At 71.4% G+C, this 13,550-nt stretch carries 13 protein-coding genes; 6 read left to right on the plus strand and 7 right to left on the minus strand.

Going from position 1 to position 13,550, the window contains the following annotated elements:
- Window positions 1-2: 2 nt before the first annotated feature.
- On the minus strand, window positions 3-155 hold the full coding sequence (locus AC2XR2_RS29320) for a DUF8834 family protein (protein WP_020136747.1): 153 nt from the start codon (window positions 153-155) through the stop codon (window positions 3-5).
- A 195-nt stretch (window positions 156-350) separates the two neighbouring features.
- Between AC2XR2_RS29320 and AC2XR2_RS29325 the strand changes: the two genes are divergently transcribed.
- Window positions 351-1,244 (plus strand): NYN domain-containing protein, encoded by an 894-nt coding sequence (locus AC2XR2_RS29325; protein ID WP_381307816.1) that lies wholly within the window; start codon window positions 351-353, stop codon window positions 1,242-1,244.
- Window positions 1,245-1,248: 4 nt separating this feature from the next.
- On the opposite strand, the gene AC2XR2_RS29330 is transcribed toward AC2XR2_RS29325, so the two are convergent.
- Window positions 1,249-2,133, minus strand: a complete 885-nt coding sequence (locus AC2XR2_RS29330) for an alpha/beta fold hydrolase (protein WP_491516717.1) — start codon at window positions 2,131-2,133, stop codon at window positions 1,249-1,251.
- A 236-nt stretch (window positions 2,134-2,369) separates the two neighbouring features.
- Window positions 2,370-4,925 (minus strand): DEAD/DEAH box helicase, encoded by a 2,556-nt coding sequence (locus AC2XR2_RS29335; RefSeq protein ID WP_491518524.1) that lies wholly within the window; start codon window positions 4,923-4,925, stop codon window positions 2,370-2,372.
- A 496-nt stretch (window positions 4,926-5,421) separates the two neighbouring features.
- Here AC2XR2_RS29335 and AC2XR2_RS29340 point away from each other — a divergent pair, with 496 nt between their 5' ends.
- A complete protein-coding gene (locus tag AC2XR2_RS29340) occupies window positions 5,422-6,159 on the plus strand; it encodes a ferritin-like fold-containing protein (protein ID WP_381309145.1) in 738 nt (245 codons plus the stop codon).
- A gap of 113 nt (window positions 6,160-6,272) precedes the next feature.
- Here the strand turns inward: AC2XR2_RS29340 and AC2XR2_RS29345 are convergent, their stop codons facing one another.
- The 4 genes from AC2XR2_RS29345 to AC2XR2_RS29360 all read right to left on the minus strand — a co-directional run bounded on the left by AC2XR2_RS29345 (window position 6,273) and on the right by AC2XR2_RS29360 (window position 8,256).
- Window positions 6,273-6,539 (minus strand): hypothetical protein, encoded by a 267-nt coding sequence (locus AC2XR2_RS29345; protein ID WP_330269613.1) that lies wholly within the window; start codon window positions 6,537-6,539, stop codon window positions 6,273-6,275.
- Window positions 6,540-6,732: 193 nt separating this feature from the next.
- Window positions 6,733-6,960: a DUF3107 domain-containing protein gene (locus AC2XR2_RS29350; RefSeq protein WP_123762915.1), complete on the minus strand. Its 228-nt coding sequence runs from the start codon at window positions 6,958-6,960 to the stop codon at window positions 6,733-6,735.
- Window positions 6,961-7,149: 189 nt separating this feature from the next.
- The gene (locus tag AC2XR2_RS29355; RefSeq protein ID WP_028809475.1) at window positions 7,150-7,791 is read right to left on the minus strand and encodes a TetR/AcrR family transcriptional regulator; all 642 of its coding nucleotides are present in this window, start codon (window positions 7,789-7,791) and stop codon (window positions 7,150-7,152) included.
- Window positions 7,792-8,025: 234 nt separating this feature from the next.
- Window positions 8,026-8,256 (minus strand): Rv3202a family protein, encoded by a 231-nt coding sequence (locus tag AC2XR2_RS29360; protein WP_381306732.1) that lies wholly within the window; start codon window positions 8,254-8,256, stop codon window positions 8,026-8,028.
- Between the two features lie 255 nt (window positions 8,257-8,511).
- Between AC2XR2_RS29360 and AC2XR2_RS29365 the strand changes: the two genes are divergently transcribed.
- From AC2XR2_RS29365 to AC2XR2_RS29380, 4 genes are all read left to right on the plus strand, one after another.
- On the plus strand, window positions 8,512-9,654 hold the full coding sequence (locus AC2XR2_RS29365) for an alpha/beta fold hydrolase (protein ID WP_491516718.1): 1,143 nt from the start codon (window positions 8,512-8,514) through the stop codon (window positions 9,652-9,654).
- Window positions 9,655-9,662: 8 nt separating this feature from the next.
- Window positions 9,663-11,513, plus strand: a complete 1,851-nt coding sequence (locus tag AC2XR2_RS29370; RefSeq protein ID WP_491516719.1) for a DUF3152 domain-containing protein — start codon at window positions 9,663-9,665, stop codon at window positions 11,511-11,513.
- A 57-nt stretch (window positions 11,514-11,570) separates the two neighbouring features.
- A complete protein-coding gene (locus AC2XR2_RS29375; protein WP_330264584.1) occupies window positions 11,571-11,666 on the plus strand; it encodes an Ms4533A family Cys-rich leader peptide in 96 nt (31 codons plus the stop codon).
- A gap of 165 nt (window positions 11,667-11,831) precedes the next feature.
- Window positions 11,832-13,550 (plus strand): ABC transporter substrate-binding protein, encoded by a 1,719-nt coding sequence (locus AC2XR2_RS29380; protein ID WP_381306727.1) that lies wholly within the window; start codon window positions 11,832-11,834, stop codon window positions 13,548-13,550.

Here is a 13,550-nt window from a genome sequence, read left to right on the forward strand (position 1 = left end):
CGTTACGAGGCCGTGGTGTCGGCCGGACGGATCCACAGCCGCTGCCCTATGGCGGCGGCCTGCTGAACGATCCGGTTGACGGAGGCGGCGTCCACGACGGTGCTGTCCACGGGCGTACCGTCGACGTCGTCGAGTCGCATGATTTCGAAGCGCACAGGCTTCTCCCTTCGTCTGGTCATCCTCCTGCGGAGAATTGCTGCGTACGTAGGTAGTCAACGGGGTGCGTGTTACAAACATTCCCTACGCTAAAGAAATTTTTCGAACGACTAACTACTGACCGGTAAGTGAGTCTTCGGAGACTCCTTGGGACCGGTTGTGTTCGCAGCGTGACCGCCGGGACAATGGAGGCGATGAACGACGACCTCGCGCCCCTGAGCGCCCGCATCGACCGCACGAACGAGCTGCTCCAGCGCATGCTCGCCGAGGTGGCGAAGACCCCCTCGACGCATGCGATCTTCGTCGACGCGGGATACCTCTACGCGGCCGCGGGACGACTCGTCGCCGGCACCGAGGACCGCCGCGCCTTCGACCTCGACGCCGAGGGGCTGATCGAGGCCCTCATCGACCGGGCCCGCACCATCTTCGCGGACAGCAGACTGCTGCGCGTCTACTGGTACGACGGCGCCCGACGCCGTATCCACACCGCGGAACAGCAGTCCATCGCCGAACTCCCGGACGTGAAGGTCCGGTTGGGCAACCTCAACGCCAACAACCAGCAGAAGGGCGTCGACTCGCTGATCCGCACCGACCTGGAGTCCCTGGCCCGCCACCGCGCCATCAGCGACGCGGCGCTCCTGGGCGGCGACGAGGACCTGGTCTCGGCGGTCGAGGCCGCCCAGGGCTACGGCGCCCGCGTCCACCTGTGGGGCATCGAGGCACCGGAAGGCCGCAACCAGGCGGAGCCGCTGCTCTGGGAGGTCGACAGCCAGCGCACCCTCGACCTCGACTTCTTCAAGCCGTACGTCTCCCGGCGCACCCCGGCCGCCTACGAGGCGACCGCCGCCCGGCCCACCCGCGAGGCCGTCCGTTTCGTCGGCGCGCAGATCGCGGCCAAGTGGCTGGGAGAGCGGGGGAGGGATGCGCTCCAGGAGCTCCTGCCCGGCCATCCGTATCTGCCGGGCTCGGTGGACCAGGACCTGCTGGTGGAGGCGGAGGGACTGCTCCAGTACTCCCTGCGCGGGCAGTCCGACCTGCGGCGGGCCCTGCGGGACGGGTTCTGGGAGCACCTGCAGGGGCAGTACTGATCCCTTATCGGCCGGTGCCGCCGTGTTCTGTGCTGTCCCAGAAGTCGGCCAGGGCGCGGGCCGTGGGGAGCGGCTCGTCGGCGTTGGGGGAGTGGTCGGCGCCCGGGATCACCGTGCGGCGGGCCCGGAGCCGTACGGCCATGTCGTCCAGCAGCGGGACGGGCCAGGCGTCGTCCTGGGAGCCGGACAGGACGTGGAACGGCAGCGGAACGGCGGCCAGTTCCGCGACCCGGTCCGGCTCGGTGCACAACTGGCGGCCCGCCGCGAGGAGTTGCGCGGGCTTGTTGCCGAGCCAGCGGCGGCGGAGCTGCACGACGTCCCCGATGCCCTTCGCGGGGCCGCCGACCTCCTCCGGCGGGCCCATGGCCAGGATCGCGTCCCACACCTCGGCCATCGTCATCACACCGAGCGCGTCCCGCAGCAGCTTCACGCGCTGCTGCTGGGAGTCGGAGATCTGCGCCGGGCCCGAGGAGACGAGGGTGAAGGACAGGAAGGGGGAGTGGTCGAGGAGGACGGCCGCGCGGGAGACCTGGCCGCCCATGGAGTGCCCGACCAGGTGCAGGGGCGTCCCCACGGCGGCGGCCTGGGCGAGCACGTCCCGCGCCAACTCGTCCTGCGCGTAAGCGGATTCGTCGGACTCCGGCCCGTCCGACTCGAACTGTCCCCGGCCGTCCACCGCCACGACCCGGTACCCGCGTGCCGTCAACGGCTCGTGCAGCAGCGTGAAGTCCTCTTTGCTCCCGGTGAACCCCGGCACGAACAGGACGGTGCCCTTCTCGGCGACACCGGCGGGCACGTCGGAGTCCACGACCGCGAAGTCGCCGCGGGCCGTGTGCAGGGGGTAGGTGCGGGCGCCGGGGGGCGGGGCGAAGACGGCTCGGGTGCTCACGGGGTGAGGGTATCTGGCGGGGTGGGGGGAGGGGTGGCTGCCGGGGGCGGGCGGGGGTGTGGCTGCGGGTGCGGGCGCTGGGTGCGGGCCTGTGGGGGGCCGGTCGCGCAGTTCCCCGCGCCCCTGGGTGGGTGCGGTGGGGGCGGCTGCGTGGTTCCGGAGTCGGGGGGGAGGGGGGGAGGTGGGACGCCGACGGCCCGGCCCCCGTGAGGTAGGCCGGGCCGTTCGGTGTGGGATCAGCTGTCCGCGGGTTCCGCGGCGGCCGTCTTGCGGGTACGGCGGCGCGGTGCGGCCGCCTTCGGCTCCTGGTCGGCCTGAGCCGGGATGTCGGCGGTCACCGCGGGCTCGGCGGCCTTGCGGGTGGTGCGCCGACGGGGCTTGGCCTCGGCGGTCTCGTCCGCGGCGGTCTCCGCCGGGGCGGCAGCCGTGGTCTTGCGGGTGCGGCGCGGCTTGGTGGCCGTGCCTTCCGCGGTGTCCACCGCTGCCTCGGCGGCCTTGGTCGCGGCCGTCTTGCGCGTCCGGCGCGGCTTGGCGACCTCGGCCACCTCCGGCTCCTGGACCGTCTGGACCGGGATCTCGGCGGTCACCGTCTCGGCCGGCTCGACGGCCTTGCGGCTACGGCGGCGCGGCTTGGCCTCCACGGCCTCGACCGTGTCCACGGCAACCTCGGCAGCCTCGGCGGCCTTGGTGGCAGCCGTCTTGCGGGTGCGGCGCGGCTTGGCCTCCGTGGCCTCGGCGGTGTCCACCGCGGCTTCGGCGGCCTTGGTCGCGGCCGTCTTGCGGGTGCGGCGCGGCTTGGCCTCCGTGGCCTCGGCGGTCTCCACCGCGGCTTCGGCGGCCTTCGTCGCGGCCGTCTTGCGGGTCCGCCGCGGCTTGGTCTCCGCGACCTCCGTGACGTCCGCGACCTGCGAGGTCTCCACCGTCTCCACCGCGGCTACGGCGGGCTCGGCGGCCTTGCGGGTACGGCGGCGCGGCTTGGCCTCCACGGCCTCGGCCGTGTCCACGGCAGCCTCGGCGGCCTCGGTGGCCGGAGCGGCGGCAGCGGTCTTGCGGGTACGGCGCGGCTTGGCGGTCGGCGCCTCCGCGGCGACCTCCGTGACCGGCGCGGTCTCGACGACCGGGGCCTGCGTCTCCGCGACCGCGGCCTGCGTCTCCGCGACCGCGGCCTGCGTCTCCACGGCCGGCGCTTCCGCGGACCTGCGGGTCCGGCGGCGGCGCGGCTTGGCCGGGGCCTCGGTGTCGAGGGACGGACCCTCCGCCGTGGTCACCGCGGCCTCGGCCTCGGACCCGGCCGGCTCGACCGCCACCGCTGCCGTGGACGCCGTGACCGGCGCGGAGTCGGCTGCTCCACCGCGGGTGCGGCGACGGCGGCGCGGGGTACGGGTCGCGGTCACGTCCTCCGCCGGGGTGGTCGCGCCGGTCTCCGACGGGGCGACCGTCTCGGCGGTGGCCGTAGCGTCCAGCGGGGTCCCGCTGCGGGTACGGCGGCGACGGCGCGGGGTGCGCTCCGAACGCTCGCGGTCGGCGGAGCGGGACTCGTCCCGGCCGCCCCGGCCGCGACCGCGGTCCCGGTCGCCGCGGCCACGTGCACCGCGTCCGCCCGGCTCGCCCAGGTCCTCGAGCTCCTCCGCGTCGAGCCCCGCGCGGGTGCGCTCGGCCCGCGGCAGGATGCCCTTGGTGCCCGCGGGGATGTTCAGCTCCTCGTAGAAGTGCGGGGAGGTGGAGTACGTCTCCGGCGGGTCGTTGAAGTTGAGCTCCAGCGCCTTGTTGATGAGCTGCCAGCGCGGGATGTCGTCCCAGTCGACGAGGGTGATCGCGATGCCCTTGGCGCCCGCGCGGCCGGTACGGCCGATGCGGTGCAGGTACGTCTTCTCCTCTTCGGGCGACTGGTAGTTGATGACGTGCGTGACGCCCTCGACGTCGATGCCGCGGGCGGCGACGTCGGTGCAGACGAGGACGTCCACCTTGCCGTTGCGGAAGGCGCGCAGCGCCTGCTCGCGGGCGCCCTGGCCGAGGTCCCCGTGGACCGCGCCGGCCGCGAAGCCGCGCTGCTTGAGCTGGTCGGCGAGGTCGGCCGCGGTGCGCTTCGTACGGCAGAAGACCATGGCCAGGCCCCGGCCGTCGGACTGCAGTATCCGCGCGACCATCTCGGGCTTGTCCATGTTGTGCGCGCGGTAGACGAACTGCGCGGTGTTCGCGACCGTCTTGCCCTCGTCGTCCGGCGCGGTGGCGCGGATATGGGTGGGCTGCGACATGTAGCGGCGCGCGAGACCGATGACCGCGCCCGGCATGGTCGCCGAGAACAGCATGGTCTGGCGGCGGGCCGGCAGCAGGTTGATGATCTTCTCGACGTCGGGCAGGAAGCCCAGGTCGAGCATCTCGTCGGCCTCGTCGAGGACAAGCGCCTTGATGTGGCCCAGGTTCAGCTTCTTCTGGCCCGCGAGGTCCAGGAGCCGGCCCGGGGTGCCGACGACGACGTCGACGCCCTTCTTGAGGGCCTCGACCTGGGGCTCGTAGGCGCGGCCGCCGTAGATGGCGAGAACGCGTACGTTGCGCACCTTGCCCGCGGTCAGCAGGTCGTTGGTGACCTGCGTGCACAGCTCACGCGTGGGGACGACGACGAGCGCCTGCGGGGCGTCGGTGAGGTCCTCGGGCTTGGCGCGGCCGGCCTCGACGTCGGCGGGGACGGTGACGCGCTCGAGGAGCGGGAGGCCGAAGCCCAGCGTCTTGCCGGTGCCGGTCTTGGCCTGGCCGATGACGTCGGTGCCCGAGAGGGCGACCGGAAGCGTCATCTCCTGGATGGGGAAGGGGTTGATGATGCCGACGGCTTCGAGGGCCTCGGCCGTCTCGGTGAGAATCCCGAGATCGCGGAAAGTCGTAGTCAGGGTGCTGCCTCTTCTGTGTGCGCGGTGCGAGGCGAGCGCGGGGGTCGTCATGACCGTGCTGGGGACGTCGGCTGCCTTACGGGCGAAGCCGTAATGGCACGGGACCACTGCCGACGCTCTAGCGCTCGTACCGCTGAGGGTCCCCCTCCGAACTCCGTACGCACAGTGCCGTACGGGCGAGGAGGGCTGTCGGGTCGGAGCCGATCGGGCCACCGACCGGGCATCCTCATACGTGCGGCCTGTCGAGGTATGGCGCACTAGTGAAGTGCCGTCGTACCAGCAGGCGCATTACCACCATACCCCGGAATCGCGCACATGTGATGGCCGATTTGGTCACGTAGTCGTCGTCACACTGATTGACCAGGGACTTCCGAGGCGCGGCGGGCGGACTATTGTGCGCTTCATGACGACGCCTGACAACACCTCTGACGCACCCGCCGAACGCACCGGAGTGGCCGCCCAGGACTGGGCCCAGGCCGCCGCGGAACCGCAGTACCGGGCCGCGGTCGTCGATCTCCTCGGCGCGCTGGCGTACGGCGAGCTCGCGGCCTTCGAGCGGCTCGCGGAGGACGCCAAGCTGGCGCCGACCCTGGCGGACAAGGCGGAGCTCGCGAAGATGGCGTCGGCCGAGTTCCACCACTACGAGAAGCTGCGCGACCGGCTGACCGAGATCGGCGAGGAGCCGACCCTCGCCATGGAGCCGTTCGTCGCCGCGCTGGACGGTTTCCACCGGCAGACGGCGCCCTCGGACTGGCTGGAAGGGCTCGTCAAGGCGTACGTCGGCGACTCGATCGCCAGCGACTTCTACCGCGAGGTCGCGGCGCGCCTCGACACGGACACGCGCGAGCTGGTGCTGGCCGTGCTCGACGACACCGGGCACGCCGGTTTCGCCGTCGAGAAGGTGCGGGCGGCGATCGACGCGGAGCCCCGGGTCGGCGGCCGACTCGCCCTGTGGGCACGGCGGTTGATGGGCGAGGCGCTGTCGCAGTCGCAGCGCGTGGTCGCGGACCGGGACGCCCTGTCGACGATGCTCGTGGGCGGGGTCGCCGACGGGTTCGATCTCGCGGAGGTGGGCCGGATGTTCTCCCGGATCACCGAGGCGCACACCAAGCGGATGGCCGCGCTGGGGCTGGCCGCGTAGCGCCTACGGGCTCGGGGGGCCGTGCTTGTCGGGCGGCCGTGATCGGTGGTGCCCGGTCGCGGCCCCACGGCGGAACCGCGCGTCGGCACGGCCCCGCGCCCCCGGAATGTCCGCTACGCCGTCGCCGAGCGACGGAGTCTTCCCGACGGGCGCAGCAGGAGCGACAGCGACGCCACGGAGACGACCGCCGCGCCCAGGAGGATCAGCAGGACATTGCCCGGGTCCAGGGCGGTGTGGGTGACGAAGGCGCCGAAGAGGGCTCCCGCGGGGCCCGTCGCGAGGACCAGGGAGCGGGCGGGCAGGCGGTGCGAGAGGCGGTGGACCGCCACCCCCGCCAGCACCAGACCGAGCAGAGCGGAGCCGAGCGCTTCGAACAACATCATGGGGTCCCTCCCACACGGCCACACTGCGCGTCACGGTCGTAGCCCGTCATACCCGTGACCTGCGGAATGCAATCCTCCTCCGGGCGCGACTTGTGCTCCATATGCGGAGGGAGAATTCCGCGTACGACGCGCGGAGGGGCCCGGCGACTTCGAGTCGCCGGGCCCCTCCGCGTCTGCTTCGTCCGTCTGCCTACAGCGCGCCGAAGCCCACCTTGCGCGGAGCCGGCTCACCGAGCTCGACGTACGCGAGACGGTCGGCCGGGACGAGGACCTTGCGGCCGTGCTCGTCCACCAGGCTCAGCAGCTGAGACTTGCCGGCCAGCGCCTCCGCCACCGCCCGCTCGACATCCTCGGCGCTCTGACCGCTCTCCAGAACGATCTCGCGGGGCGCGTGCTGCACGCCGATCTTGACCTCCACGGCTATGTCCCTCCGACGGTCAGTGAAGTGCGCGACCTTCCGCGCCGTACCCAGCACACATTAGCCCGGTGAGGGGACGTACACGCTCCGCGCGAGAACGCCAACAGCGAACACCGGACGGGAACAAACGACCCGCACGCGTGCGTGCGGGTCGGATGGTGTTCCCGGCGGTGCCCGGTGGCGGCGTCCTCAGTGGTGGTCGGTGCCGTGCAGCGGGAAGCCGGCGATGCCCCGCCACGCCAGGGAGGTCAGCAGCTGGACCGCCTGGTCGCGCGGCACGCTGCGGTCGCTGTGCAGCCAGGAGCGCGCCACGACCTGGGCGAGGCCGCCGAGACCGGAGGCCAGCAGCATCGCCTCGGCGGGAGACAGGCCGGTGTCCTCGGCGATCACGTCGCGGATGGCTTCCGCGCACTCGTTGGTGACCTTGTCGACGCGCTCGCGGACCGCGGGCTCGTTGGTCAGGTCCGACTCGAAGACCAGCCGGAAGGCGCCGCCGTCGTCCTCGACGTACGCGAAATAGGCGTCCATGGTCGCCCGGACGCGCTGCTTGTTGTCGGTCGTCGACGCCAGCGCGCTGCGTACGGCCTGGATGAGGGACTCGCAGTGCTGGTCCAGCAGGGCCAGGTAGAGGTCGAGCTTGCCCGGGAAGTGCTGGTAGAGCACCGGCTTGCTGACGCCGGCCCGCTCGGCGATGTCGTCCATCGCGGCCGCGTGGTAGCCCTGTGCCACGAAGACTTCCTGCGCGGCGCCCAGCAGCTGGTTCCGTCGGGCACGGCGCGGCAGGCGCGTCCCTCGCGGGCGTGCCGCCTCTGTCTGCTCGATGGCTGTCACGCCGCCTCCCAATGTCGTCCACATGCGGTGTGCGCCGCGCCGCCATCGTACTTTTCGGTAACCGTGCTGTGCGCGGTGCGAACGCAGAATTTCACGGACCGGACGGTGACGAAAGCCGCGCAAAGGTTTCAAACAGGGATCTCACGGGCAGTGCCCGCCCGCTTCCTGCTCAGGAATGCCCTGATGAGTGCTTTGTCGTGGGCCCTTCGCCGGCGGACCGGTGTCGTGTCGACGTCACCGATAGTCGTCCTCGTCGATCGAGACGACCCTGGCCTGCTCGATGAGGTCGGCCTCGCTGGCCCGGTCGGGGTCCACACCGGTCAGCGGGTCGTCGCGGTTCGGCGCGATGTCGGTGTGCTGCTCGGCCGCGTCGACCTCCGGGGCCTCGACGTCGAGCTCGACGACGTCGGTCTCCTCCTCGAACTCTCCCTCGAAGGCCTCGGGGTCGGTGGGGTCGTAGGCCATGGCGGGGGCTCCCTTCCTAGAACGTCCCTGATGCGCACAGGGGGCCACATGCGGGTGCCCTGCCTACGAGCCTAGGAGACACACGATCTGGACGCCATGCGGTGTGCGTGCGGTGTGTGTGCGATGTATGTGCCCCGGTGTGCCCCACTCTTGAGCCTTGTGCGGCGTGCCCTTGTGCCTCATGTGGCGCGTCGCACGCGTGTCTGTGACAGCGAACACGTGAACCACTGCGTGATCGTCTCGTAACATTGCCGCATGTCTTCGACCGAGGTGCCCTTCGTGCCGCCCGCCAACGTGCTTCCGAAGGTGTCACCCGTCAGGGTCGGTGAGGGCGAGCGGCTCCGGTCGGTGGGGCTCCAGGGGATCACCCTGACGGTGCGTTCCCGGCCACCCGCGCGCGAGGGGCTGCCGCCCGCGTTGTACGTCCACGGCCTCGGCGGTTCCTCGCAGAACTGGTCGGTGCTGATGGAGCAGTTGGAGGGCGATGTCGACGGCGAGGCCGTAGACCTGCCCGGCTTCGGGGACTCCCCGCCACCGGACGACGGCAACTACTCGGTCACCGCGCACGCACGCGCGGTGATCCGTTTTCTCGACGCCTCCGGCCGCGGACCCGTCCACCTCTTCGGGAACTCCCTCGGCGGCGCGGTGTCCACGCGCGTCGCCGCGGTGCGGCCGGACCTGGTCCGCACCCTCACCCTGGTCTCGCCGGCCCTCCCGGAGATCCGCGTCCAGCGCTCGGCCGTGCCCACGGGACTGCTGGCGCTGCCCGGCGTGGCCCGGCTGTTCACCCGGTACAGCAGGGACTGGACGGCCGAGCAGCGCGTCCGCGGCGTCATGGCCCTCTGCTACGGCGACCCCGGCCGGGTCACTCCCGAGGGCTTCCAGCATGCCGTGGAGGAGATGGAACGGCGGCTGCAGCTGCCGTACTTCTGGGACGCGATGACACGCTCCGCGCGCGGGATCGTCAACGCGTACACGCTGGGCGGCCAGCACGCGCTGTGGCGCCAGGCCGAGCGCGTCCTCGCCCCGACCCTGCTCGTCTACGGCGGCAAGGACCAGCTTGTCGGCTTCCGTATGGCCCAGAAGGCGGCCCGCGCCTTCCGCGACTCCCGGCTGCTGACGCTGCCGGAGTCGGGGCACGTGGCGATGATGGAGTACCCGGAGACGGTGGCGGGCGCGTTCCGCGACTTCGTCGCGGACAAGGAGGAGGCCTCTGCGGAGGCTTCCGGTTCCGTGGGGCGCGCTGAGGGGAGCTCTGGTCCGGGGGGCTCGGGTGAGGGGAACTCGGGTCCGACGGGGTCGGGTGAGGGGAGCTCGGGCCGGAGGGGCTCGGGTCGCGGGGGCGATGCCGGGGCGGCCTCCGGTGACGGCGCCGATGCCACGACCGTGGGGAGCTGAGGCGGGGCGTGGGACGCCACAGTCGACGCGGGCCCGCTCCCAAGAAGGGGTCCGACAAAGGCAGTGCAGGTAAGGGCGGTTCCGGGCAGCCGGGGGGTGCCGGCGCCACGGGTTCCGCGGGTGTGGGCGCGGAGGTGACCGGTCGGGGACGGAACCTGACCCAGGCTTTCCCGGCGCAGGCACAGTCGCCGTCGCAGCCGTCGTCGTCGCAGGGGGTGCCTGCGGCGGGCGGACGCGGAGGGACAGGGGCAGCCGGAGGGGCCGGATACCGGGTCCCGGCACAGGGCGGCCCGAGGCTCCCCGAAGGCACTCCCGCGCACGGCTTTCCCCGGCTCCCGGAGGGCGGCCCCGCTCGGGGTCTGCCTCGGCCGGCGGACGGCACGCCGGCGCATGGATTTCCGCGGCTTCCCGACGGTACGCCTGCGCATGGGTTCCCTCGTCTTCCGGACGGCACTCCCGCGCGGGGACTGCCTCGGCCGGCGGACGGTACGCCGGCGCATGGATTTCCGCGGCTGCCGGACGGCACGCCTGCGCACGGGTTCCCTCGTCTTCCGGACGGCACTCCCGCTCGGGGCTTTCCCCGGCTGCCTGACGGCACCCCCGCTCACGGCGTCCCCAGGGCGCGTGGTGGGCATCCCGAGCAGCGGGAATCCGGGGGCGGCTGGGGGGAGTTGGGTGGCCGTGGTCCGGGCGGGCAGGCTGCCGCCGGGCCCAGGGGCGCTTTTCCGCGGCAGCGGCAGCAGTCGGCGGGGTCGCGGTCGGGGCCCCGGCAGGAGTATCTCGACGCGTTCTCCGACGACGCCGATCTCTTCGACGCCGGTGCCCCGCGGGGTCCTCAGGGCCCTCGGGGCCCCCGCGGCCCTCAGGGGCTGCGTACGGCGCAGGGGCCCCGAGGCGCCGGGATGCCCGTCGCCGCGCACCCCTCCGACCCGTACGGCACCGATCCCCACGGCTCCGTCACCGACTGGCCGGACGACACCTTCGGCGGCACCGGCACCGGCACCGAAACCGGCGCTGGCCCCGATGACGTACCGCCCCTCGACGCGCCGCCGGCGGCCAAGGGCGGCAAGGGCCGGGCGTTCACCGGCATCGCGGCCGCCGCCGTCGTCACCGTGCTCGCCGTCGTCGTGGCCGGACAGGTCACCGGCGAACGCGGCACCGCCGTCGGCCCCCGGTCGGCGACCGACCAGGCGAGGGACGCCCGGGACCCGGTCACGGACGGACAGCCGACGCCGTCGGTCTCGCCCAGCGTCGCGACGCTGACGTACGACCAGAAGATGGCCACGAAGTACCCGCTCAGCCCCAAGCTCGACGGCTCGGGGAAGTTCGACGCGGTCCCGGGCGTCGACAAGGCACCCGGCAAGGGCCAGAAGTACACCTACCGCGTCGACGTGGAGCAGGGGCTCGGGCTCGACGGCGCGCTCTTCGCCGAGGCCGTCCAGAAGACGCTCAACGACGACCGCAGCTGGGCCCACGACGGCGCCCGGACCTTCGAGCGCATCTACTCCGGCAAGCCCGACTTCGTCATCACGCTCGCGAGCCCCGGCACCACGGCCGACTGGTGCGCCAAGTCCGGCCTCGACACCACCGAGGACAACGTCTCCTGCGACTCGGCCGCCACCGAACGAGTGATGATCAATGCGTATCGATGGGCGCAGGGATCAACCACATACGGTGATCGGATCCATGCTTACCGTCAAATGTTGATCAACCATGAAGTCGGTCACCGTCTGGGCTACTCCCATGTCACCTGCGACAAGAACGGCGAGCTCGCCCCGGTGATGCAGCAGCAGACCAAGTTCCTCGACCATGACGGGATCCACTGCCGGGCCAACCCCTGGCCGTACCCCGGGAGTTGACGGATTGAGCAGGCGTCACATTGACATGGGTTGATTCGGTCGTACATATTGCTGGGCATGTGGTCTAGTCATGCCGTCGAGAACAGCGCCGCCATTCAGCTGGCGCTCATCGGCGTGACCCCGCTCTGCGTGGCCGACATTCTCTGTCGCTGACGCCCGCCCCTCAGGCGCGCGTCGCGAATTCCGTATTTCCTCCCGTGACCTGGGTCACGGCTTTTCGACGACCTGACGCCGGGGCAGACGTCCGTCCACGTTCGTCTCACTCTTCGTCAATCCGTCTCGCAATTCGAGACTCATCATTCCGAGAGGTCGTCTCCGATGCGTCAACCGTCCCTCACGAAGCGCCGCGTGGCCGCGGTGTCCGTAAGCCTGGTTCTGGCAGCGGGCGCCGCTGCCTGCGGCCCTGAGGACAACGATGCCAAGAGCTCCGGTGGCGACTCCACGCCCCACAAGGGCGGGACCCTCACGGTCCTGAACGCCGAGGCCCAGTCGGACTTCGACCCGGCCCGCCTGTACACCTCCGGCGGCGGCAACGTGCCGTCCCTCGTCTTCCGCACGCTCACCACCCGCAACCGCGAGAGCGGCGCGGCCGGCGCCAAGGTCGTCCCGGACCTCGCCACCGACACCGGACGCCCCAACAAGGACGCGACCGTGTGGACGTACACCCTGAAGAAGGGCCTCAAGTACGAGGACGGCACCGCGATCACCTCGGCCGACATCAAGTACGGCATCGAGCGGTCCTTCGCGCCCGAGCTGTCCGGTGGCGCCCCCTACCTGCGGGACTGGCTGGTCGGCGCGGCCGGCTATCAGGGGCCGTACAAGGACAAGAAGGGCCTCTCGGCGATCGAGACGCCGGACGCCCGGACCATCGTCTTCCACCTGAACAAGCCCGAGGGCGAGTTCCCGTACCTCGCCACGCAGACGCAGTTCACGCCCGTGCCGAAGGCCAAGGACACCGGTACGAAGTACGAGGAGCACCCGGTCTCGTCCGGTCCCTACAAGGTCGTCAAGAACGAGAACGACGGCCAGACGCTCCTCCTGGAGCGCAACACGTACTGGTCCGCCGCGACGGACGCCGAGCGCAAGGCCTACCCGGACAGGATCGACGTCAAGTCCGGACTCGACTCCTCGGTGATCAACCAGCGGCTGTCGGCGTCCCAGGGCGCGGACTCGACCGCGGTCACCACCGACACCAACCTCGGCCCGGCCGAACTCGCCAAGGTCGCCGGCGACAAGGAGCTCGCGGCCCGCGTCGGCACGGGCCACTTCGGCTACACGAACTACATAGCGTTCAACCCGACGGTCAAGCCGTTCAACGACATCAAGGTGCGGCAGGCGATCTCGTACGCCGTCGACCGGTCCTCCGTGGTGAACGCGGCGGGCGGCTCCGCGCTGGCCGAGGCCGCCACGACCTTCCTGCCGAACCAGAAGTCCTTCGGCTACGAGCCCTACGACCTCTTCCCTGCGGGCGCCACCGGCAACGCGGCCAAGGCCAAGGAACTGCTGAAGGAGGCCGGTTACCCGAACGGGCTGACCGTCACGCTGACCCACTCCAACGCGCAGGACTTCGAGACGAGCCCCGAGATCGCGACCGCGCTCCAGGACGCGCTCAAGAAGGCCGGCATCACGGTCAAGCTGCAGGGGCTGGAGGACAACAACTACCGGGACAAGATCCACGGTGTGAAGACCGAGCCCGGCTTCTTCCTCGCCCACTGGGGTGCCGACTGGCCCTCCGGCGGTCCCTTCCTGGCCCCGATCTTCGACGGCCGGCAGATCGTCAAGGACGGCGCCAACTTCAACTCGGGCCTGCTCGACGACAAGTCGGTCAATGCCGAGATTGACGCGATCAACAAGTTGACCGATCTTGACGCTGCCGCCAAGCGCTGGGGGGCACTGGACAAGAAGATCGGCGAGCAGGCGCTGACCGTGCCGCTGTTCCACCCGGTCTACAAGCGGCTGGTCGGCAAGGACATCAGGAACGTCGTCATCAGCGACTGGACCGGCGTCCTGGACATCTCGCAGGTTGCGGTCAAGTAA

The organism is Streptomyces sp. LS-MS-L19 (genome assembly GCF_058382285.1).